The sequence below is a fragment of the Prevotella sp. P5-108 genome, from assembly GCF_002251385.1.
Lineage (GTDB): Bacteria > Bacteroidota > Bacteroidia > Bacteroidales > Bacteroidaceae > Prevotella.
Window position 1 is genome coordinate 42129 of record NZ_NPJJ01000033.1, and the last position, 21315, is coordinate 63443.

Genomic DNA, 21315 nt, shown 5'->3' on the forward strand with positions numbered 1-21315 from the left:
CAGCATTTCAGGGTTTGAAACCATCGCCAACGCGGTCGCCGCAGAGAATTGCCGGTACGGTATACACTTTATGCCGTGTGCCAGGGCGACGGGGAGAGACTAACGGCGAGTCTGGCTGACTGCGGAAGACCAAGTGCTGACTGCGGAAGACCAAGCGCTGTACAGCGCCAGCGTGCAGCCCAATGCGGCAGCCACGACATCGGGCACAAAGATTTTGGCGTTTTGTTGTCCGTTCTCATAAATTATTTATAATTTCGCCTTTCAATTGACAATAGCACATAGAGATGAAGAAAACCATAAGATATATAGGTGGCATCGTGACGGCGGCAGCACTTGCAGCGGCAGCGGCATGGTGGCTGAGCCTGCCCGCCCCCGAAGACCAGCACCGCTGCATGGCGATGATAGAGCAGCAACGCTGCGCACAGCTGTCTGTAGGCACGCTGTCTATGCCACTCATCAGCAACATCGACGACCGCGACACCACGCGACCCTACCGCAACTTCGACACATGGACTCCTGCCTATACCGATACCATCTACACCCCGGCGGTGTGGGTAAACCGTTGGGCGCTGCTCCCCTCCTGTCACGGCAGTCTTGCCACTCCCATTGCCCGCCCCATCTATGGCGGCGACAGCATAGCCACAGCCCTTCACCTGCGCCGCGAGCTGGCGCTCTACGAAGATATGCTCCACTACTATCGGGGCGACGAAGAGGGCGGCTATACCCTGAAGAGAAACATCGACGAGCAGCGCCGCGAGACAGCCAATCTGAAATACTATCTGCGGGTACACGGCGTGCAGGACGAAGGCTATCACGACATTACACGCTATTACCGCCGCCAGGACCGACAACTGCAAAGACTGCTGTCGCTGCAGCGCGACACTAAGCGCCAGACGGCCATCATCACTCAGCGCATATCCATCCTCCGCAAAGCACTCGCCAACCTCTCGGGTGCCAAGTTTACCACCCAGGCCCGATACGAAGCCATTGTGAAAGAGGGAAAACAACGGCAGCGCTACCCGCTGCACGCTGTGGCAGAGCGCAGCAGGCAAGGCTATCTGCTGCTGCAACGTACAGACAGCATTACCCCCGACAGCGCAAGGGCCGTGAGCATGGTGGCATGGCCGAGGATGCTGGACGAAGAGGCACTGGTCACCACCTATCGCGACCTTTACGCCCGCCACGTCATACGCGACAACAGGCTCAACATCAGCCGCAGACTGGGTATCGCCCCCATCGGTCCCCTACCTGCCGGCTATACCGGCTACTGGCTCAGCCGCCAGGACAATGGCTCGGTCACTGCCGGATATTGGGTCAAGGGTCGCCGCCAGGGCGAGGGCCTCATCTTCTGCCCCGACAGTGTGGAGCTATGGGGACGCTTCAATGCCGACACCCTCTGCTACGGCATCAGCCGCCACCGCACCGACTGGTACAGAGGCGACATGGACCGCCGTGGGCGCCCCCACGGTCACGGCACTCTCTGCTATGACGGTTGTCGCACATACTGCGGCAGCTGGAAAGCCGGACACAGAGAAGGTTTCGGCTATCAGACGGGGCTCAACACGGCACTGCAAGCGGGTGAATGGGAAGCCGGAAACTATCGCGGCGAGCGCCTCACCTATACCTCCGACCGCATCTATGGCATAGACATCTCGCGATTTCAACACGAGAAAGGCAAGAAGAAATTCGGCATCGACTGGCAGCGGCTGCGCATCAGCCATCTCGGCACGTCGAGCCGCAAGCGCATCAACGGGCATGTGGACTACCCCATCTCCTTCATGTACATCAAAGCCACTGAGGGCATCTCCATACGCAACCGCTACTACGCAGCCGACTATCGCCAGGCACGAAGCCACAATATACACGTGGGCAGTTACCACTTCTTCTCGACCACCACTCCGGGAGCAGCACAGGCACGCCACTTTCTGCGCCACGCCCGTCTGTCAAAGGGCGACCTGCCTCCGGTGCTCGACATAGAACCCTCGACGGCACAAATCAAACGCATGGGCGGCCCTGAAGCCCTCTGGCGCGAGGTGAGAGCATGGCTCAGGGTGGTAAGACAGCGCTCGGGCGTGGCACCAGTGCTCTACATCAGCCAGATGTTTGTCAACACCTATCTGCCCTACGCCCCCGACGTGCGCAGCAACCATCCGGTGTGGATAGCACGCTATGGCGAATACAAGCCCGATGTGCGCCTGGCCTACTGGCAGCTGTGTGCCGACGGCCGCGTCAATGGCATCAGGGGCGAGGTAGACATCAATGTGTTCAACGGCTATAAAGACGAGTTCAGACTCTTTCTGGAGCAAAACTGCATACGCTGAAAAAAAAATCGGCATCGGTGCAACTTTTCCTGCCGATGGTTCGTCCAATAGTCAGAAACCAATAAAACAATGACAAATATGAAAAGAATAATCATTATGGCACTGGTGGCGCTGATGACTTGCACCACTATGCAGGCAGCTAAGAAAAGCGTACACGCTACTGAAGGCAACACCGTATCGCAGCGCAGAGTACCTAACTTCACAAGAATAGAATCTGTAGGAAGTATAGACATCGTATACACCCAGGGCAACAGACCGAGCGTCAAGGTCGTGGGCAAGGCCAAAGAGGTAGACTGCGTCATGACCTACGTGAGGGGCAACATACTCAGAGTAGGCTACAACAGCGGATCGCGTATGTTCAACTTCAGCTCAGGAGATGATGTCAAGGTATATGTGACCTCGCCCGACCTGGTAGGCGTAACGCTTAGGGGCAGCGGCGACTTCGAGTCCAAGGGCAAGATAGACAGCGACAACCTGACGGTAGAAATCGTAGGCTCAGGCGATGCCGACATGAAATACGTAATATGCGACAACTTTACCGTCAATCTGCGCGGTTCGGGCGATGTGGAAGTCGACTATCTGCGCTGTGCCACATCGAACATCTGGCTGCGCGGCTCGGGCGACATCGAAATCAAGCAGGACAGGGTCAAGAATACCAACATCATGCTCTATGGTTCGGGCAGCATCGAGGTCAAGGCGCAACGCTGCGGAGTAATCAACGCCTATACATACGGTTCGGGCGACATCACGCTGAAAGGTTCGGCACGCCACCTCAACAGGAGAGCCAACGGCTCGGGCAGCATCGATGCATCACAACTGATGGAAACGCGATAAGAATGTATCATCATAACCCAAAAGACCATCTTCACCACTGCGGAGAAGATGGTCTTTTGGTTTGTAGCGGGTCAGCGCCTTATCCACGACATGTAGCGGTCGGTCCAGCGGCGCCCTCGGGCTGTATGGGCAAGTACCCACTCGGTAAGCGCCACACCCACAAGCGCCGTGACGATGCCCAGCAAGACATCGATGATGTAATGGTGGCAGGTGTAGACAGCCGTAAACCAGATGCCGATGCAGATAAAGGCGAAGAGCGCGACAAGCCAACGGCGGCTGCGACCCAGGACGGCATAGACAGTGGCTACCAGCATGTAGGCGGCATGCAGCGAAGGCACCGCGGCAAAGACATTGGCATTCTGGCCATACAGGGCATGGAAGACGGGCAGCCCGGTGAGGGCATCAAAACGCGCGAGACCCGCCATATTGCCCGGCGTATGCAGAACGGGGGTAAATCCATAGTCAAGAGCATACCATGGCGGGGCGGCGGGATGGATGTAATAGACGCAAAAGCCTATCAGATTGACCACAAGGAAGGCAATGGAGAAGCGGAGATAGACCGAATATCTACCACGGAAATAGAGACACAGCGCAAAGGCCAAGGGCACAGGCACCCAGCAGAGATAGAAGAGCCCAGCCATGACATCGGCTACGACATGATGGTGCTGGGCAAACCAGGCGCCCGGGATAACCGTCTCGCCGGAGGACAGGGCTATGCCAAACCATCTGAGCTCGGTATCATAGAGCTGGCGCACGTCGATGTCGTTGACCATATAGTTGGGATAGAGGCGCATGGCATCGTAGGAGCAGGCGAAGATGACCCAAGGCATCAGCGCCAGCGCCACACGGCGGGTGGGTCTGAGGGCAACGAGCGCCACATAGACCACAAGAATATAGATGCTGAACATAGGGGGTTACTGCTTCTTGCCGGCGTTCAACACTTTGTAGCAATGGGCTATGCGCCAGCAGGCAGTAAGATTGGCAAGGACGGCGATGACCAGCATACCGCCAGCCAGCCACCACAGATTGCCGGTCGCTCCGCTCGCGATAGCCGCCAGGGCGGTGATGACCACGCGCTCGGGACGCTGGAGGAGTCCTACCTTGCACTCGATGCCCAATCCTTCGGCTCGGGCTCGCACATAACTGACCATCACCGAACCCAGGATGGCTGCATAGGTAGCGATGCCCATCCAGAACCAGTCGCAGTAAAGGAATACGACCGAGACGCCGAAGAGCGAAACCATCTCGCTATAGCGGTCGAGGGTAGAGTCCCACAGGGCGCCGAAGACCGAAGACTTGCCGCTGACGCGGGCCAACCGCCCGTCCATCATGTCGAAGAGTCCGGCAAAGAGTATGGTGGCACCACCCCATCCTACCATCTCCATGGCCTGGGCCATATCGCCGCTGCGGACCATGAGGGCTGCGATGACAAAGAGTGAGGTGGCAGCAAGATTGCCCACAAATCCTATGGTGGTCACCATATTGGGGGTAATGCCCACCTTGACCATAGCCTGGATAATGGGATTGATGATAACGTAGATTACGCGTTGAAGAAAATCTCTGTAATTCATATTTCTATTGATTATTATCCATATTGTCATGACGGCACGCGAAGACATAGCAACGCTGCATCTGATAGTTCCACAAGACTGCCACCAAGCAGGCCACAACCACCTTGGACACGATGAAATTGCAACCGGCGAGCTCGGTGACGAGATAGGTAAGCCCCGTATTGAGCCCGATGCTGCCCGCCCATACCACTATATAGCGCAGAGCAAGCCTCATCTTGCCCAGACGCTGTGCGGAGAAGACCCATCGATAGTTGACCATGCAGTTGACCACACCTCCCGTGACGGCTCCGATAAAGGTGGCGCAGACATACCATAACCCCAGAAGTTCAGCAAGTATCAGCGTGACGGCGAAGTCGGCTGCCGAAGCCACAACCGCCGAAGCCTCTGCCTTGCAGAAAGTCACGAGCTGTGTCTTCATATCATCCATATCACCAGTAACAGGACGAGAAGAGAATAGATGCCAGCCAGAATATCGTCGGCCATAACCCAGAAAGCGCCACGGCGACGGTCAAGGGCACGGATGCCCAATGGTTTGACGATATCAAAAAACCGGAAAAGGACAAACGCCAGCGCCGCATAGAGCCAGTGGCCCGCGGGGCACACGATGAGCGGAATCCAGACTCCAACCATCTCGTCGACAACCACACGGGAGGGGTCGTCGCCCCAGAACGGCTGCAACTTGTGGGTAGCCCATGTGCCCAAGCCGGTGAAGACCACAGCGGCAGCAAGCGTGACCCACGCCAGAGAGACAGCGTCGAGCCAGAACGATGCCCCCATCCACAGCAAGGTGGCAAAGAGGGCTCCCATGGTGCCAGGGCCCCACGGCCAGAAGCCACAACCAAAGCCCGTGGCTATCAAGGTAGGAACAAAGGGTATATGCCTAATCATGAGTGCAAAAGTACTGATTATAAAAATAATGTAAAAGCTATTTAACGAAAAAAACATAAAAAGACAAAAAAGTTTTCTCGCATCCCAACAATATGCTTACCTTTGTATTTCGAACAACGTAAAAGAAATGGATGACAACAACATACTCTTAATTCGCAGGACTACCCTCGTGCTATTGCTGGTGATGCTAAAACTCACCATGATGGCACAGGCGATGCTCACGGGGCGGATAGTGGACGCTGACGATGGCGGCCCGATACCCTACGCCAGTGCCTCATACAAGGGACAGCACAAGGCGGTGTCGAGCGATGCCGATGGCAAGTTCAGCATCGAACGCCACGAGGGCTGGACACTGACATTCAGTTCGGTAGGCTACACTCCTGTCTCCATCACCGTCAACGCCGCCACCAAGGAGTTGACCATCAAGCTGAAATCGGAGTCGCGCAAGATAGACGAAATAGTGGTCAAGGCACGCAGAGGCAAATACCGCCGCAAGGACAACCCTGCCGTGGAGCTCATGCGTCGTGTCATCGCAGCCAAGAAGCGCACCCATCTCGATAACCACCCCTACTACCAGTTCAACAAATACCAGAAGATAACCTTCGGTCTCAACGACATCAGCGACAGCGACCTGGAGCAGGGGCTCTTCAAACGCTCGCCGTGGCTGGTGGACTTTGTGGAGACCAGTCCCTATAACCACAAGCGCATCCTGCCCATCTCGGTCGACGAGACGGTGACGCAGCATGTGTATCGCAAAGACCCCAAGTCGGCAAAGACCATCATCAAGGGCCAACGTAGTGATGGCATCAACAACGTATTGCAGACGGGCGAAATACTTAATACTATGCTCAAAGACGTGTTTACCGACATAGACCTCTATGACAACCACATCCGTCTGCTGCAACACCCCTTCACCTCGCCTATCGGTGAGACAGCCATCTCCTTCTACCGCTATTATATAGAGGACACAGTGTATGTGGACCGCGACCTGTGCTATCACCTGCAATTCATCCCCAACAACCAGCAGGACTTCGGCTTCAGGGGCGACCTGTATATCCTCGCCGACTCGACACTGCATGTCAAGAAGTGTAACATGACTATCCCCAAGAAGAGTGACGTCAACTTCATCGACGACATCAAGATAATACAGGAATATACCCGTCTGCCCAATGGAGACTGGGCGCTGACGACCGATGACATGGTGGCAGAGCTGAGCATCATAGCCAAGGCAGCCAAGGTGGTATGCATACGCACGACGAGGCTGAGTGACTATGCTTTCGACGAACTGCCCAACAAGATATTCAAGGGCCGTGCCAACACGCGGCATGAAGCCGACGCCATGATTAGGGACGACGCTTTCTGGAACCAGTACCGTGCTGTGGAACTGACCAAATGTGAGTCGTCGATGGATGCATTTATCCACCGTATGGAGCAATCGCGCAACTACAAGTGGGTATTGTTTACCTTGAAAGCCTTCATGGAGAACTACATCGAGACCGGCAGCAAGAAGAACAGCAAGTTTGATTTCGGCCCAGTCAATACCATTGTGTCGAGCAACTTCGTCGACGGCCTTCGTTTCCGTGTCAGCGGCCGCACGACAGCCAAGCTCAATCCGCACCTGTTCTGGAAAGGATACTACGCCTATGGCTCGCGCTCGAACAGGCATTACTATTCTTCGGAACTTACCTACTCGCTCAACAGCAAGAAGAATGTTCCGTTTGAATTTCCCCAGCGTAACATCATCTTTGAAACTACGCGCGACGTGATGTCTCCCGCCGACAAATACCTCCTGCACAACAAGGACAACATGTTCATGGCGTTTCGTGTACAGAAAGTGGAGCAGATGTACTTCTACAACCGTCAGCGTCTGGCTTTCGACTACGAGACCGACTGGGGTCTGAAGATGAGCGCGCAGATAAAGGCGGAGAGCAACAGCCCTACGGGCAATCTTAGCTTTATCAATAATGTCGACGGAAGCAATGTATCGCAAATCCGCACCACTGAGGTGAAAGCCGGACTGAAATACTGCCCCGGCCAGACATACATCAACACCAAGCAACAGCGTCTGCCGGTCAACTTCGACGCTCCCGAATTCGGCATCAGTCATACCGCAGGTTTCAAACACATGCTGGGTGGCCAATACAAGCTCAACCTTACCGAAGCCAGTATTTACAAACGGTTCTGGATGGGCAGTTGGGGATATATAGACAACCGCCTCAACGTGGGGGCACAATGGAGCAAGGTGCCATTCCCACTGCTGATTATGCCACCGGTCAATGTATCGTACTTTGAGCATGAGAACACGTTCTCGATGATGCGCAATATGGAGTTTCTCAATGACCGCTACGCCTACTGGTCTATCAGTTGGGACCTCAACGGCAAGGTGCTCAACCGTATTCCGCTCATCCGCCATCTCAAGTGGCGCGAGTACATCAGCTTCAAGGGCATGTTTGGCAAACTCACTGACAAAAACAACCCTATGGTTAACTCGGCCGACCCTCTGCTGTTCAGATTTCCTGCTGAAAGCCACGTCATGGACAGCCACACGCCCTATATGGAAGTGGTGGCTGGCGTACACAATATCTTCAAGTTCTTCGGTGTCGACTACGTAAGAAGAATCAATTACAACAACAATCCCGACATCAAGAAGAATGGTATAAGATTCAGTTTCTCCATGTCGTTCTAAACACAAAGACCATCATGCAGATATTGATAGCAGACAGACAGGGCATCACAAGGGCAGGGCTCATGTTCCTCTGTCATGAAGCGGGATATGAATACCGCTACACCGATGACAAAACCGAACTGATAGAGGCTCTGTGTGCCGACGGTGACGCCATCGTGATACTCGACTACACCCTGTTTGACATCGGCGACGCTGCCGAACTGCATATTCTCAACCAGCGCTTCCCGCAGGCGTCGTGGGTACTGTTCAGCGAAGACCTGAGCGTAGACTTTGTCCGCATGACTGCCGCCGGAAACAACCGCTTCAGCGTGCTGCTCAAGGAGTCGCCCCTGGAAGAAATCCGAGAAGGACTGGCAGAGGTGGCAAAAGGCAGGAGGTATATATGCAGGAGAATGACAGAGATGCTGCTCACACCGACGCAGACCACACAGGAGGAAAACAGGCTCACGCCCACAGAGACAGAGATACTGCGCGACATCGCCTTGGGGCTCACCACACGCGAAATAGCCGAGAAGCGCTACTCCAGCTTCCACACCGTCAACACCCACCGCAAGAACATATTCCGCAAGATAGGCGTCAACAATGTCCACGAAGCCACGCGCTATGCGCTGAGAGCCGGACTGGTGGACAGCGCTGAATACTATATATAAAACACAAAAGGACAAGCTCTCGGGGCTTGTCCTTTTGCTTTTGTCATTTGCCGACAGTGATGCGCACATGCTCGAAACCCATAGCATGAAGCAGTTTGTCCATCTGGGCTTCGGCTTGTTGGCTGGCTTTGTTCAGGTTATCCCTGTTGACAACGCGCTGACGCATGATACGACTGGCTTTGAGGTAGAGGCGCTTGCGGTCGGCAGCTGTCCAGGTGCCGGTCTCATAGAAGGTCTGGGTGCGGGCCTCATCGATAAACTCATTGCCCAACAGGCGGACGGGAGGCAGGTCGGCACAGACTGTATCGCCCTCAAGCCTAATCCATCCCTTACGGGCCTGACGCAAATCGATACCCATACGGAGGGTACCATAATAGATGCGTATCAGTTCGGAATCGCCAAAGAATCCATGTGAGACCGTATCGACAATCTCTTCATCGCTGACGGCGAGGAACTCCCATTCGCCGATGCTCTCAATAGACTTTATCTGCGTAGGCGTGAGCGTCACCCGCTCCACGCGCTCTGTGGTGACCACATTGCTTTCGCCTGGGCCATAGACCATCCAAAGCAGCATCAGGGCGATGCCCCCCACCACAAAGAAGGCTATCCACGCATTGACGGGAATGGCGCCGAGGATGCGGCGCGCCAATGATTTCTTCTTATTGTCTTGCTTTGCCATGTTCGGAGGTTTGACGGGTAAGACGTTTGATAAGGTCGGCAGGACCGAAGTCTTGTCTGAACGTAATGGTGATATGGTCGCGCTGGAAGCCCATCTGCTCTATCATCGGTATGAGCAGGGCGGCAGCATTGGCGCGGGCAGACTCGATGATGCCCATTTGGGGTATGCTGCTGATAATGGACTGGCGGCCGCGACGCTCAATGGCGCTGAGCTCGGCGTCGGTGTAATGGGTGCGCAAGAGGGGCACGCGCTCCTTGGCATTGTCGTGGTCTATGCGGGTCGAGGTCATCACCACCTGAGGGTCGGGCAAGACTATCTCAATCCTATCTCCACTGCGGGTGATATTGGAGGCCGAGAAGTCGGAAAAGTCTATATAGCCCTTGATGGTGGCATCGATGGGAATAGCCACCGAGCGCTTGCCAGTGGGCAGAGTCACGCTGAAGGGACGGCCAAGCAACTTGCCACTCACCGCCTGTTCGTCGTCTTGGGTTATTATCTTGCGCACCTTATACTCAGTGGTATATAGACGCGAACACTGCTGTATCTGCATCACCATCATGGGGATGGAGTCGATGGGCTCAGCAGCTTCGGCCACCGGCTGTGTAGCTCTGTTATCGCAGCCCACAAGGGCAGTCGCGACACACAGGGCGAGAATATATCTTATGACTGTCATCATCTTAACTATCTATATCGATGCAAAGGTAGTGCATTCACGGGGGACGACCAAGAAAACCGACAAAAAAATGGAGAGCGTGCTCCCACCGTCAGTGGGCAACACGCTCTCCATATCTATTATTATAGCGTATGTGGCTACTCCATAAACTTCTTGGCTGCACGCAACTGGTGACGCAGGTTGCTCAACAGCTGCTGACTCTCTTGCAGCAGATTGAGATAGAGCATACCTACCTGCAGCTGGCCGTTGTCCTCGATACCCTGCAGACGGTCTATCTGGCGATGACGATACTGCGAGAGTTCGTCCTTGAGCTGGTCGGCAGCGGCAAGGGTATCACGATAGCGGTCGAAACGGCCTGTGGAAATCTGGGTCTCGGTGTCGCGCATCAGTTCGACGATTCTAATCTTAATCATCTGATACTCGGTGCAGACATACATAGGAACAGGGGTGAAGTTGTTATCCACGTGCTCCTTGATTGGCTCGAGCATACGCTGCATGCAATAGATGAGCTGCTGGCTGGCATTGACACCGACGTGGAACCAGGTGTTACGCTCCATAGCCATCTCAATGGGCACACGCTGCAGCGCCACGAGCTGCTGCTTGCGCACGTTGCGCAGTTCCTGCTTGGCGCGACGCAGATGGCGCATCACCTTGCGCAGGGGCGAAGGACGGTTGCTCTCAAATCCATCAATGAGCATCTCATAGTCATCGAGCAGTCTGGCGGTAATGGCGCTCTGGGTGTGACGCACATACTTCTTGAGCAAATCCCAAACTATCTCGGGCTCCTGGGCACGCATCATCAGACGGAAGAGGTCTTTGCCGTCGGCGTCGCACTCGCCACGTTTCTTGCTTTTGCCAGAGAAGAAGAGGATATAGACCACCAGGGCGATGAAGCCTATCTGCACAGCCAGGCCTCCATAGTACATTGCGGCGCAAACCACGGCGGCTGCGATGAAGGCGGCACCGGCTGTGATAAACCATCCACCGATGACCGACAGCACGCCGGTGATGCGGAACACGGCACTCTCGCGACTCCAAGCCCGGTCGGCAAGCGATGAACCCATAGCCACCATGAAGGTGACATAGGTGGTACTGAGCGGGAGGGCGTAGTTGGTACCGATGGTGATAAGCATTGACGCCAGCACCAGATTGACGGCTGCACGCACCACATCAAAGGCAGCTGCATCGTTGGACTTGACCGATACGGGGGCAAAACGGCGGTTTATCCACTGGTTGATTTTATTGACAACCGGGATGTGCTGAACCACAGCACCCACGCTGTCGCTCACACTCTGCACGGTGCGCACGATGGCGCGGGCGGCACGTGACGAGCCGAACATCTCGTCGCCCTCGTCCTGACGGGCCAGGTCTACCGAGGTCTGTATCACGCGCTTGGCCTTCTTCGAGGTAGCCATAGCCGTAATCATCACCAGACCGGCTATGAGCAGGAAGACCACGGGAGTCTTGGCAGGCTGCATGAGCGAGGTCATCATGTACTGGGTGGGGGCCACGCCCGTAGAGAGACCATTGTTATAATAGTCGAGATAACTGTCGAGTCCTGCCAGAGGCACACCGATGAAGTTGACCAGGTCGTTGCCGGCAAATGCCATAGCCAGGGCAAAGGTACCCATGAGCACCACGATGCGGAAGACATTGACACGCAGCAGATGGAGCACGCCCATCAGCACCGTGGAGACTCCGCCGATGGTGAGCAGCAGCATGGGGATGTGCATGCCAATCCAGGTTCTCACGCTCTCAGAGATATAGGGCGAGCCACCCATTCCCTTGAGGAAGATGAAGTAAGCCAGAGCGGTGAAGGCAATGCCGCCAAAGAGCGCCACAGCCACCAGGCCGCCACCGGTCTGACGGAAGGTGAACACCAGGCGAGCTATCCACTGCACAGCCACACCGAAGACGAAGGCTACAGCCACCGACACAAAGATGGCAAGGATAACGCTCAGCGCCTTGTCTGTATTGAGCAGATCATTGATTTGCAGACTGCCGTCGCCCATCATCTTGACAGCAGCGAGGATGGCAGCGGCTCCCAAGAGCTCGAATACCAGCGACACGGTGGTAGAGGTGGGCATGCCGAGCGAGTTGAACACGTCGAGCACTATCACATCGGTCACCATCACCGCCAGAAAGACCACCATCACCTCGCTCATGGCATAGTGGTTGGGCATCATGATGCCATGGCGTGCCACATCCATCATGCCCGACGACATCACGGCGCCTAATATGACACCGGCAGATGCCACAAAGAGAATGGTGCGAAAGGCGGCAACGCGCGCACCTACCGCAGACTGCAGAAAGTTGACTGCATCATTGCTTACGCCGACATAGAGGTCGAACAGCGCCAAGCAGAGCAGAAACACTACAATGAGAAAATAAATTGCACTCATATTTCTTGTTTTTGTTTTACTGCCGCAAAGGTAGGCAACAGTTATTACAATCGTGTTAAGGCACTATGACAATGGAGTGAAATGTAAAGAGACCGCGGCCAGGCTGTCTGCGAAGGCTAATCATGCCGATTGCGTGGGGCCCATGCTATATATAAATATGTTTTTTGGGTTATTGGCATACATTTTTGGCGCAAAGGGCTCATAATCCAGCTTTTTTGGCTACTTTTGCACCATAATAATCACAACCCGGACAATGGCTATTGTAATAGGTATAGATGTGGGCATAAGTACCACCAAGATAGTGGGAATTAACGACGAAGGCCAAGTGGTAGCGCCCAAGCGCATCAAGGCCACCGACCCGGTGGCTTCGCTCTACGGCGCCTTCGGCAAGTATCTCTATGACAACAAAATCAGTCTGAGCGACGTGGAAAAGGTCATGATTACAGGCGTAGGCGCAGCTTACATCGACTCGCCCGTCTATGGTCTGCCCACAGCCAAGGCCGACGAGTTTATCTCCGACGGACTGGGCGCCAGCTACGAGACCGACATCGACCGGATGATAGTGGTATCGATGGGCACAGGTACGTCGCTCGTGCAGTGTATCGGCGACGACATCCGCCATATCGGAGGTATCGGTGTGGGCGGAGGCACCCTGATGGGACTCTCGCGCATCATGCTCCAGACCGACGACATACACACCATCAACAAGCTGGCAAACGAGGGCGACCTGAAGAATATAGATGTGCAGATAGGCGACATCAGCCCCAACCCACTGCCCGGACTGCCCAAAGACGCGACCGCAAGCCTCTTCGGCAATGCCAAGAGCAACGCCACGCGGGAAGACATCGCGCTGGGCATCATCACCACCGTACTGCAGACCATCGGTTCGACCACCATACTCTCGTCGCTTGGCAGCGGCATCAAGGAGTATGTGCTCATAGGCAACCTCACGCTGCTGCCTCAGTGCAAGACGGTGTTCCCCTCAATGGAGAAGCTGTTTGGCGTGCGGTTCATCATCCCCGAGTACAGCGAGTTCTGCACAGCCATCGGTGCTGCGCTGGTCTACGTGAAGGGAAAGAAAGGCAAGGAGTAAACTTATAAACCATATAATAACAATGAAGAAAAACTTTTTGATTGTCATGTGCCTCATGATGGCCCTCATGGCCTCGGCACAAGACCTGGTAGTGTGCAGCTACAACATCCGCAACGCCAACCGCGGTGATGCCAAGAACGGCAACGGCTGGGAGAAGCGCTCAGTGTATATGTGTCAGCAGATACAGTTTGAAGACCCAGGCGTATTCGGTTGCCAGGAAGTTAAGAAAGAGCAGATAGACGATATGCTGCGCCTCATGCCCGAGTATGCCTACGTAGGCGTAGGCCGCGAGGACGGCAAGGAGGGCGGCGAATATTCGCCCGTATTCTACAAGAAGGACCGCTACAAGCTGCTGGACAGCGGCACGTTCTGGCTGGCCGAAGACCCCACCAAGGCAGAGCTGGGATGGGACGCCGCCTGCAAGCGCGTGTGCTCATGGGGCCACTTCAAGGACCTCAAGACCAAGCATACCTTCTATTTCTTCAACACCCACATGGACCACATCGGTGTGACAGCACGCCGAGAGGGCGCCAAGCTCATCGTGAGCAAGATGCGCGAACTGATGAAGAAGAATGACCCCGTTATCCTTACCGGCGACTTCAACGTAGACCAGCGCAGCGAGCCCTTCCAGGTGTTCATCAACTCCGGATTCCTCAACGACTGCTACGAGGTGAGCAAGTATCGCTTTGCCACCAACGGCACATTCAACGACTTCAACCCGCTCAACTGCAGCAACAGCCGTATCGACCACATCTTTGTAAGCAAGAGCTTCAAGGTGGACCGCTACGCCATCCGCACCGACGGTTACTGGGACAATGTGGAGATGTATGAAGCCAAACCATCACCCAACGCTCCTATGGATGTAAAACTCAAAGAGGGTGTACGCCGCAATCCTTCTGACCACTATCCCGTGGTAGTAAAGATGCGCTTCTAACATACACGCCATTTACAGGAAAGGCTCTACCCATGCTGATGGGTAGAGCCTTTTTTATGTCTCGTCGCAACGGAGGGCTACTCGTAATCGTCGATGACGCTGTTCATCATGTCCATCATGGGTTTGGCAGCCTCGAAATACTTGAGCAGTTGGTGGGGCCAGTCGGGAGCGTCGAAGAGACTGTCGGGCACACGCTTCCAGCAGCAGTAGTCCTTCATGCGCAGATAGTCGATGTAGGGATAGTCGCGCGGGAAACCCTTGGGCGCCGTCTTGAGCATGGCAATGCCAAAACCGCGGTCGCTCATCTCGTCGTCGTTCATCACGCCCTCGCCGGGATAACCGAAATAGCGCACGAAGGGACCCGCCTCGACAGCCTTGCGCCAGAGGTCGATGTTGCCCATAATCTCGTTGCGGCATGCGGTAAGGATAGGAGTGGGCAGCCAGTAGGAGCCGATGGCTATGAAACTGTGGCCCGGCTGCAGATGGATATAGTAACCGCCGCGGAGCGACTTGCGGCCCTTGGCACAAATCATGGCACCGAAGTGGCGCTTGTAGGGCGACTTGTCGGGACTGAAACGGGTATCGCGGTTGAAGCGGTAGATGCAGTCTTTGGCCGTGAGATGTGCCACCTCGGCGTCGATGGTAGCTATCTCGGCAATGGCACGCGTGATATCGGCCTCAAAATCGGCTTTACATATATTGTATTCTTTCTTATGTTCGAGGAACCAAGGTCTATTGTTATTGCGAGCCACGGTATCGAGAAATCCAAGTATGAGTTTAGTATTCATAATCCTTATTTTATAATTTTGAATCGTCAAATCTTTTTGGACAGAATGAATCGAAGGGACATTCGCCACAGAGCGGACGATTGCTCCGACAGATATAGCGCCCATGGAGCAGGAGCCAGTGGTGGGCATCGGGGATGTCCTGGACGGGGATATAGCGCATGAGCTGCTGCTCGACCTTCAGAGGCGTATTGGCAGTCTGGGGAACGAGGCCCAGACGGTGGCTGACACGATAGACATGGGTATCAACAGCCATGGTGGGCTTGCCGAACCACACGGCCTGGATGACATTGGCGGTCTTGCGCCCTACGCCCGGCAATGTCATGAGCTGGGAGCGGTCGGAGGGTACATCGCCATGGAAGTCGCTGACCAGCTGGCGCGACATGGCTACCAGATGGTTGGCCTTGGCATTGGGATAGCTCACCGAACTGATGAGCTGCAGCACATCGTCGACCTCGGCCTGGGCCATGGCCTGCGCGGTGGGATAACGGGAGAAAAGGGCTGGGGTAACCTGGTTGATGCGCTTGTCAGTACACTGGGCACTGAGGAGCGTGGCTACCAGCAACTGGAAAGCCGAACCAAACTGGAGCTCGGTGGTAACCTTGGGCATGGCTTCACGATAATAATCGAGCACACGCTGGTAACGCTGTTGACGGGTCATAATAAAATCTGTGTAGGATAAAGGGCAAAACAAACGGAGTATGAAAAACTCTTTCGCTCGTGAGCGGCGGTTTCTACATACTCCGTCGTGGATTGTGGAACGTGCCTTGCGGTGCGCCCACTAAGGTAAGTATCTAATTATTTCTTCTCTTCGGTGGCCTTCTTGGTAGCGGCTGTGGGCTTGTAGGCCTTGTTGAGACCGGCAACCACCTCGGCAGTAACGTCGTAAGCCTTGTCGGCGTAGAGCAGATTGTCGCCGGCCTTGCTCAGGATAAGGCTATACTTCTTGTCCTTGTTGTAGGCAGCGAGGAAGTGCTGGATAGAGTCGCGCAGAGCGGCGTTGTACTTGTCGGTCTCTGCCTGGAACTCGTTGGAAAGACGACGATTGAGCGCATCGAGGTCAGCGCTCTGCTTCTGCAGACCAGCCTGGATGCCCTCGGCCTGCTCACGGGTATAAGCATTCTGCTGAACCTTCTGCTGGAAGTTGGCAGCGGCTGCCTGCAACTGCTGCTGCTTGGCTGCAAGGGTATTCTGGATGTTCTGGCCCTTCTTCTGAAGAATGAGCGAATAGTCTTTGCAGAACTTATACTGCGACATAATCGAGTCTACCTCAACATAGGCAATCTTCAGGCTACCGGGAGCTACGGGCTGAGCCTGGGCTTCATCGTTAGCGGTACTCTTGTTGCATGAGGTCATAGCGAGCGACAGTGCTGCGACTGCCACCATGGTTTTCATCAGATTTTTTTTCATATCAGTTATAGTATTTATTGTCATCGTTAGCGGCGACGGCCTTCGCATCAGTATGCCCCACCCTTCTGGCGGGCTTCACGGTCCTGGTCCATCACGCAGTGTATACCGCGGTCTTTCATCGCCTTGCTGTCATGGATATGCTGGGAAGAGAACTCTCCGTGCTTGCGAAAAAGCAACTTCACACACAATAATGCCAGTGCAATAGCAATTATTAACACGCTTAATAGTAGAGTTTCCATCATTTTAATTAATTTTGCAGTATCACATTGACACCTTTCTGCTGACAAAGGTAGCGTTTTTAGATTAAAGGACAAAATAAATAATCATAAAAATGAGTAACGTAGAATTAAAACCTGCTCGCGTGTTTGAGCAGTTTGCTAAAATCAATCAGATTCCACGCCCCTCCAAGCGCGAGGAGAAGATGATTGAGTATCTCAAGGAGTTTGGTAAAAGCCATGGTCTCGAGACTGTAGTCGACGAGACAGGCAACGTACTGATACGCAAGCCCGCCACCCCCGGCCACGAGAACCGCAAGACGGTAATCCTGCAGAGCCACATGGACATGGTTTGCGACAAGCTGGTGGATATCGAGTTCGACTTTGACAAGGATGCCATCCAGACTTATGTAGACGGAGAATGGCTGCGCGCCAAAGGCACCACACTGGGTGCCGACGACGGTATAGGTTGTGCCATCGAGCTGGCAGTGCTCGACAGCGACGACATCGAGCATGGCCCCATCGAGTGTGTGTTCACTCGCGACGAGGAAACCCAGCTCACAGGTGCCATAGGTATGAAGTCGGGCTTCATGAACGGCGACTATCTCATCAACCTCGACTCTGAGGACGAGGGCCAGTTCTTCGTAAGCTGTGCCGGCGGCCGTAGCACCATCGCCACGTTCAGCGTAGAGCGCGAAGAGGCTCCTGCCGGTTACTTCTTCATGGAAACTGCCGTGAAGGGCCTGGTAGGCGGACACTCGGGCGACGACATCAACAAGAAGCGCGCCAATGCCATCAAGCTGCTCACCCGCTTCATCTATGCCGAGATGCAGAAGACCGACGTGCGTCTGGTTTCTTTCAACAGCGGAAAGCTGCACAACGCCATCCCACGCGACGGCAAGGTGGTATTCGCCGTTCCCGCTGCCGACAAAGAGATGGTCAAGGCCGACTTCAACATATTCGTAGCCAATGTAGAGGATGAGTTCCACGTTACAGACACCGCCATGGAGTTTGCCCTCACCAGCACCGACGCTGCAGCTGTCATCACCAAGGCTGTAGGCGACAACATCATCTTCGCGCTGCAGGCTGTAGACAACGGCGTCTTCGCCATGTGCCAGGACGAGGCTCTCGACTGGCTGGTAGAGACATCGAGCAACGTAGCCGCCGTGAAGACCACCGACAACGAGGTGGAGGTACTGTCATCGCAGCGCTCTTGCGTGATGAGCAACCTCGACAACATGTGCAACACCGTGGCTGCCGCTTACCGTCTGGCTGGTGCCAAGGTGATAACCACCGACGGCTACCCTGCATGGAAGATGAACCCACACAGCAAGCTGGTAGACATCACCGCAGAGACCTATCGCAAGCTCTTCGGCAAGGAGCCCAAGGTGCTGGGAATACACGCCGGTCTGGAGTGCGGCCTCTTCTCAGAGCGCTACCCCAACCTCGACATGGTAAGTTTCGGCCCCACACTGCGCTATGTACACACTCCCGATGAGCGTCTGCTCATCCCCACTGTACAGATGGTATGGGACCACCTGCTCGAGATACTCAAGAATATTCCCGAGTAAAGCATATATTATAATATAGGTACGGGAGGAATTGCCGGCATCCATGCCACCACAACAGCAATTCTGACAACCGGCCTGACGATGACAGCAGACCTCCGCAAAGAGAAGTCTGCTGTCTTTTTTATTGGTTACAGAAAAGCCCACACCGTTCATGCTGAAGGTGTGGGCTTATATAGTAAAGTTAAACAGTCTTGCTGTTTCCGCTTTAGTCCATCCGGCTTATTGCATCGAATAGACTACGTCCATCAGGCGCTTGCCCAGCGCGTCGGCAGCCTCCATAGTGGAAGCCTCGCTGTAGACGCGGATGATAGGCTCGGTGTTGCTCTTGCGGAGGTGCACCCAACGGTCGGGGAAGTCGAGCTTCACGCCGTCGATGTCGGTTACGGTCACATCGGCCTCCTTGCCATAGAGTTCCTTGACCTTGACCAGGATAGCGTCGACATCGGTCTCAGGGGTAAGGTCGATGCGGTTCTTGGCGATATAATAGGTGGGGAAGGTGGCGCGCAGCTGGCTGACGGTAAGTTTCTTCTGGGCCAGCGACGAGAGGAACAGGGCGATGCCCACGAGGGCGTCGCGACCGTAGTGGCTCTCGGGATAGATGACTCCGCCATTGCCCTCGCCGCCAATGACGGCACCCACTTCTTTCATCTTGGTGGTGACGTTGACCTCGCCTACTGCCGAAGCATAATACTTGCATCCGTGGCGCTCGGTGACGTCGCGCAGGGCACGGGTAGAACTCAGATTGCTCACAGTGGCACCCTTGACATGGTCCAAAATATAGTCGGCCACGGTCACGAGGGTGTATTCCTCGCCATACATCTTGCCGTCTTCCTGAATGAAGGCCAGACGGTCTACATCGGGGTCGACCACGATACCCAGGTCGTAACCGCCCTTGGCAACCTCGCTCATGATGCCGCCGAGATTCTTCTCCAGAGGCTCGGGGTTGTGGGCGAAATCGCCGGTGGGCTCGCCATAGAGCATGGTATACTCTACGCCCAGAGCGTCGAGCAGACGGGGCAGGATAACGCCACCCACAGAATTGACAGTGTCGACAGCCACACGGAAGTGGGCATTGCGGATAGCCTCGCGGTCAACGAGCTCGAGAGCCAGCACACTGTCGATATGGCGCTGGTCGAAACTGTCGTCGCTGGTGTAATGGCCCAGATGGTCTACGTCGGCATAGTCGAAAGCCTCGGCCTCGGCTATGGCGAGCACCTCGGCACCGTCGGCAGCGGTAAGGAATTCGCCCTCGGCATTGAGGAGCTTCAGGGCGTTCCACTGGCGTGGGTTGTGGCTGGCGGTGATGATGATACCACCATCGGCGCCGCTCATGCGCACTGCCAGTTCGGTAGTGGGTGTGGTGGCCAGACCGATATCAATGACATCGAAGCCCATACCCATGAGGGTACCGCAAACGACGCGATTGACCATCGAGCCCGAGATGCGGGCGTCACGGCCTACTACTATCTTGTTGGTCTTCTTGGTCTTGCCAATGAATGTGGCATAGGCTGTGGTAAACTTCACGATGTCCAGCGGGTTGAGAGTGTCGCCGGTGTGACCGCCTATGGTGCCACGAATACCTGAAATGGATTTGATGAGTGTCATAATTACTTAAAAGTTATCTTCCGCGTTTATAAGTTATATCATACAGACAGGGATAGACGGTCTGCATCGCATAGCTCTGTCCCTGGGCAGCCGGTACGATGAGTCGTACCTTGGCTATCTCTTCGTTCTCGTTCTCCGGACGCCCAAGATTGATGTAGGTAAAGGGCACAAGCCATCCACCAGGTACTGAGGTGGTGCCATAGACCTGATACATGAGACACTTCTTGGTATCGAACGATGCGGTGAAGGTGCCCGATGTGTTGGTTACTGACATCTTGTCGTAATAGTCGGAGTAATAGAGGATATTGTTGGTAAGCTGTATGGAGTCGGTGAGCAGGTTGCGCTCGGTGAAACGGCAGAGCACATAGGCGGTCTCGCCATCCTTGAGCTTCTCGCCACATCCTTGGCGCACAATCTGCATATAGACACCATTGCTCTCGAAAAGTACAAATTCATTTTTAGACACGTCGGTCTTGTAGCCATTGGCCTTGAACTTGGCCTCGCTGATAACGTTTACTGCCGAGTCGGCAATATACTTGCCTATGGCTGCGCGCTCCTTGGCCTTGCGCTCGGCATAGGTCTCGGTATCGTTGCATGACCATAAGAAACTCAGTCCCAAAAACAATAAAATGATATACTGAATACGCTTCATCAGATTGTAATCTATTTGCTATTATTGATTATACATTTATAATATATACCGCCGCCACAATGACGAGGCATAGCCCAAAGCCATATAACACAAGCTCAAAGCTGCGCAAAGTTAAGCAAAAATAAAAGAAAAACGCCCTATTTCTTCATAATTTTCGATTAGAGGCAACGATTTTCATTTTTTTTATCATATCGGGGGCGCCGAGCATGGTCAGCCGAGGAGTCAGAGCGATGCCCTTCGGAGTTGTGGCGGTGGCCATAATCAAAAGCAAACCGCCAGAGAGCACTCGTGCGAGTCGCCCGCTGACGGTTGCTATCATTCATTATCCACTATGCAGAGCCAGTCG

At 54.6% G+C, this 21315-nt stretch carries 20 protein-coding genes; 7 read left to right on the forward strand and 13 right to left on the reverse strand.

What is annotated here, in order from left to right; all coding sequences use genetic code 11:
- Positions 1–284: 284 nt before the first annotated feature.
- Both CIK95_RS13450 and CIK95_RS06220 read left to right on the forward strand, forming a co-directional pair.
- A complete protein-coding gene (locus tag CIK95_RS13450; RefSeq protein ID WP_254046433.1) occupies positions 285–2321 on the forward strand; it encodes a GH25 family lysozyme in 2037 nt (678 codons plus the stop codon).
- Between the two features lie 78 nt (positions 2322–2399).
- Positions 2400–3155, forward strand: a complete 756-nt coding sequence (locus CIK95_RS06220) for a head GIN domain-containing protein (RefSeq protein WP_158215105.1) — start codon at positions 2400–2402, stop codon at positions 3153–3155.
- Between the two features lie 71 nt (positions 3156–3226).
- On the opposite strand, the gene CIK95_RS06225 is transcribed toward CIK95_RS06220, so the two are convergent.
- The 4 genes from CIK95_RS06225 to CIK95_RS06240 are packed head-to-tail and all read right to left on the reverse strand — an operon-like array spanning position 3227 to position 5611.
- Positions 3227–4063 (reverse strand): phosphatase PAP2 family protein, encoded by an 837-nt coding sequence (locus CIK95_RS06225; protein WP_094388524.1) that lies wholly within the window; start codon positions 4061–4063, stop codon positions 3227–3229.
- A gap of 6 nt (positions 4064–4069) precedes the next feature.
- Positions 4070–4726, reverse strand: a complete 657-nt coding sequence (locus CIK95_RS06230; protein WP_094466550.1) for a CDP-alcohol phosphatidyltransferase family protein — start codon at positions 4724–4726, stop codon at positions 4070–4072.
- Positions 4727–4730: 4 nt separating this feature from the next.
- Positions 4731–5144: a GtrA family protein gene (locus CIK95_RS06235; protein ID WP_254046012.1), complete on the reverse strand. Its 414-nt coding sequence runs from the start codon at positions 5142–5144 to the stop codon at positions 4731–4733.
- Positions 5141–5611, reverse strand: a complete 471-nt coding sequence (locus CIK95_RS06240) for a phosphatidylglycerophosphatase A (RefSeq protein ID WP_173823809.1) — start codon at positions 5609–5611, stop codon at positions 5141–5143. The genes CIK95_RS06235 and CIK95_RS06240 overlap by 4 nt, the downstream gene beginning before the upstream one ends.
- A gap of 130 nt (positions 5612–5741) precedes the next feature.
- Between CIK95_RS06240 and CIK95_RS06245 the strand changes: the two genes are divergently transcribed.
- Together CIK95_RS06245 and CIK95_RS06250 are read left to right on the forward strand one after the other, a co-directional pair.
- Positions 5742–8300, forward strand: coding sequence for a DUF5686 and carboxypeptidase-like regulatory domain-containing protein (locus tag CIK95_RS06245; RefSeq protein WP_173823479.1), 2559 nt, complete (start codon positions 5742–5744; stop codon positions 8298–8300).
- A 14-nt stretch (positions 8301–8314) separates the two neighbouring features.
- The gene (locus tag CIK95_RS06250; RefSeq protein WP_094385969.1) at positions 8315–8950 is read left to right on the forward strand and encodes a response regulator transcription factor; all 636 of its coding nucleotides are present in this window, start codon (positions 8315–8317) and stop codon (positions 8948–8950) included.
- A gap of 43 nt (positions 8951–8993) precedes the next feature.
- On the opposite strand, the gene CIK95_RS06255 is transcribed toward CIK95_RS06250, so the two are convergent.
- The 3 genes from CIK95_RS06255 to CIK95_RS06265 all read right to left on the reverse strand — a co-directional run bounded on the left by CIK95_RS06255 (position 8994) and on the right by CIK95_RS06265 (position 12704).
- Positions 8994–9629, reverse strand: a complete 636-nt coding sequence (locus tag CIK95_RS06255) for a DUF4230 domain-containing protein (RefSeq protein ID WP_254046113.1) — start codon at positions 9627–9629, stop codon at positions 8994–8996.
- Complete coding sequence (locus CIK95_RS06260; RefSeq protein ID WP_254046114.1) at positions 9610–10305, reverse strand: DUF4230 domain-containing protein; 696 nt, start codon at positions 10303–10305, stop codon at positions 9610–9612. Before CIK95_RS06260 ends, CIK95_RS06255 begins: the two co-directional genes overlap by 20 nt.
- 134 nt (positions 10306–10439) lie before the next feature.
- Positions 10440–12704 carry an inorganic phosphate transporter gene (locus CIK95_RS06265; RefSeq protein ID WP_094466551.1) on the reverse strand — a complete coding sequence of 755 codons (2265 nt, stop codon included), beginning with the start codon at positions 12702–12704 and terminating at the stop codon, positions 10440–10442.
- Positions 12705–12957: 253 nt separating this feature from the next.
- On the opposite strand from CIK95_RS06265, the gene coaW reads away from it, so the two are divergent.
- Together coaW and CIK95_RS06275 are read left to right on the forward strand one after the other, a co-directional pair.
- Positions 12958–13797 carry a type II pantothenate kinase gene (coaW, locus tag CIK95_RS06270; RefSeq protein ID WP_094466552.1) on the forward strand — a complete coding sequence of 280 codons (840 nt, stop codon included), beginning with the start codon at positions 12958–12960 and terminating at the stop codon, positions 13795–13797.
- 22 nt (positions 13798–13819) lie between these two features.
- On the forward strand, positions 13820–14731 hold the full coding sequence (locus CIK95_RS06275) for an endonuclease/exonuclease/phosphatase family protein (protein ID WP_094388527.1): 912 nt from the start codon (positions 13820–13822) through the stop codon (positions 14729–14731).
- Between the two features lie 77 nt (positions 14732–14808).
- Here the strand turns inward: CIK95_RS06275 and CIK95_RS06280 are convergent, their stop codons facing one another.
- The 4 genes from CIK95_RS06280 to CIK95_RS06295 form a co-directional block, all read right to left on the reverse strand.
- Positions 14809–15519, reverse strand: a complete 711-nt coding sequence (locus CIK95_RS06280) for a DUF2461 domain-containing protein (protein ID WP_094388528.1) — start codon at positions 15517–15519, stop codon at positions 14809–14811.
- Positions 15520–15529: 10 nt separating this feature from the next.
- Complete coding sequence (gene nth / locus CIK95_RS06285) at positions 15530–16177, reverse strand: endonuclease III (RefSeq protein WP_094420757.1); 648 nt, start codon at positions 16175–16177, stop codon at positions 15530–15532.
- A gap of 137 nt (positions 16178–16314) precedes the next feature.
- On the reverse strand, positions 16315–16926 hold the full coding sequence (locus CIK95_RS06290; RefSeq protein WP_022310772.1) for an OmpH family outer membrane protein: 612 nt from the start codon (positions 16924–16926) through the stop codon (positions 16315–16317).
- Positions 16927–16973: 47 nt separating this feature from the next.
- Positions 16974–17168 carry a hypothetical protein gene (locus CIK95_RS06295; protein ID WP_094466553.1) on the reverse strand — a complete coding sequence of 65 codons (195 nt, stop codon included), beginning with the start codon at positions 17166–17168 and terminating at the stop codon, positions 16974–16976.
- Positions 17169–17257: 89 nt separating this feature from the next.
- Here CIK95_RS06295 and CIK95_RS06300 point away from each other — a divergent pair, with 89 nt between their 5' ends.
- A complete protein-coding gene (locus CIK95_RS06300; protein ID WP_022310774.1) occupies positions 17258–18712 on the forward strand; it encodes an aminoacyl-histidine dipeptidase in 1455 nt (484 codons plus the stop codon).
- A gap of 219 nt (positions 18713–18931) precedes the next feature.
- Here CIK95_RS06300 and glmM read toward each other — a convergent pair whose 3' ends face one another.
- Positions 18932–20317, reverse strand: coding sequence for a phosphoglucosamine mutase (glmM, locus tag CIK95_RS06305; RefSeq protein ID WP_094385955.1), 1386 nt, complete (start codon positions 20315–20317; stop codon positions 18932–18934).
- Between the two features lie 13 nt (positions 20318–20330).
- Complete coding sequence (locus CIK95_RS06310) at positions 20331–20969, reverse strand: DUF4827 domain-containing protein (protein WP_022310776.1); 639 nt, start codon at positions 20967–20969, stop codon at positions 20331–20333.
- Positions 20970–21315 lie beyond the last annotated feature (346 nt).

Coding starts and splice junctions, on each gene's coding strand:
- CIK95_RS06235 (WP_254046012.1), bottom strand. CDS start 5,144: ATGAAGACACAGCTCGTGACTTTCTGCAAGGCAGAGGCTTCGGCGGTT.
- CIK95_RS06300 (WP_022310774.1), top strand. CDS start 17,258: ATGAGTAACGTAGAATTAAAACCTGCTCGCGTGTTTGAGCAGTTTGCT.
- CIK95_RS06260 (WP_254046114.1), bottom strand. CDS start 10,305: ATGATGACAGTCATAAGATATATTCTCGCCCTGTGTGTCGCGACTGCC.
- CIK95_RS13450 (WP_254046433.1), top strand. CDS start 285: ATGAAGAAAACCATAAGATATATAGGTGGCATCGTGACGGCGGCAGCA.
- CIK95_RS06230 (WP_094466550.1), bottom strand. CDS start 4,726: ATGAATTACAGAGATTTTCTTCAACGCGTAATCTACGTTATCATCAAT.
- CIK95_RS06310 (WP_022310776.1), bottom strand. CDS start 20,969: ATGAAGCGTATTCAGTATATCATTTTATTGTTTTTGGGACTGAGTTTC.
- glmM (WP_094385955.1), bottom strand. CDS start 20,317: ATGACACTCATCAAATCCATTTCAGGTATTCGTGGCACCATAGGCGGT.
- CIK95_RS06290 (WP_022310772.1), bottom strand. CDS start 16,926: ATGAAAAAAAATCTGATGAAAACCATGGTGGCAGTCGCAGCACTGTCG.
- coaW (WP_094466552.1), top strand. CDS start 12,958: ATGGCTATTGTAATAGGTATAGATGTGGGCATAAGTACCACCAAGATA.
- CIK95_RS06250 (WP_094385969.1), top strand. CDS start 8,315: ATGCAGATATTGATAGCAGACAGACAGGGCATCACAAGGGCAGGGCTC.
- CIK95_RS06245 (WP_173823479.1), top strand. CDS start 5,742: ATGGATGACAACAACATACTCTTAATTCGCAGGACTACCCTCGTGCTA.
- CIK95_RS06225 (WP_094388524.1), bottom strand. CDS start 4,063: ATGTTCAGCATCTATATTCTTGTGGTCTATGTGGCGCTCGTTGCCCTC.
- CIK95_RS06220 (WP_158215105.1), top strand. CDS start 2,400: ATGAAAAGAATAATCATTATGGCACTGGTGGCGCTGATGACTTGCACC.
- CIK95_RS06295 (WP_094466553.1), bottom strand. CDS start 17,168: ATGATGGAAACTCTACTATTAAGCGTGTTAATAATTGCTATTGCACTG.
- nth (WP_094420757.1), bottom strand. CDS start 16,177: ATGACCCGTCAACAGCGTTACCAGCGTGTGCTCGATTATTATCGTGAA.
- CIK95_RS06265 (WP_094466551.1), bottom strand. CDS start 12,704: ATGAGTGCAATTTATTTTCTCATTGTAGTGTTTCTGCTCTGCTTGGCG.
- CIK95_RS06275 (WP_094388527.1), top strand. CDS start 13,820: ATGAAGAAAAACTTTTTGATTGTCATGTGCCTCATGATGGCCCTCATG.
- CIK95_RS06255 (WP_254046113.1), bottom strand. CDS start 9,629: ATGGCAAAGCAAGACAATAAGAAGAAATCATTGGCGCGCCGCATCCTC.
- CIK95_RS06280 (WP_094388528.1), bottom strand. CDS start 15,519: ATGAATACTAAACTCATACTTGGATTTCTCGATACCGTGGCTCGCAAT.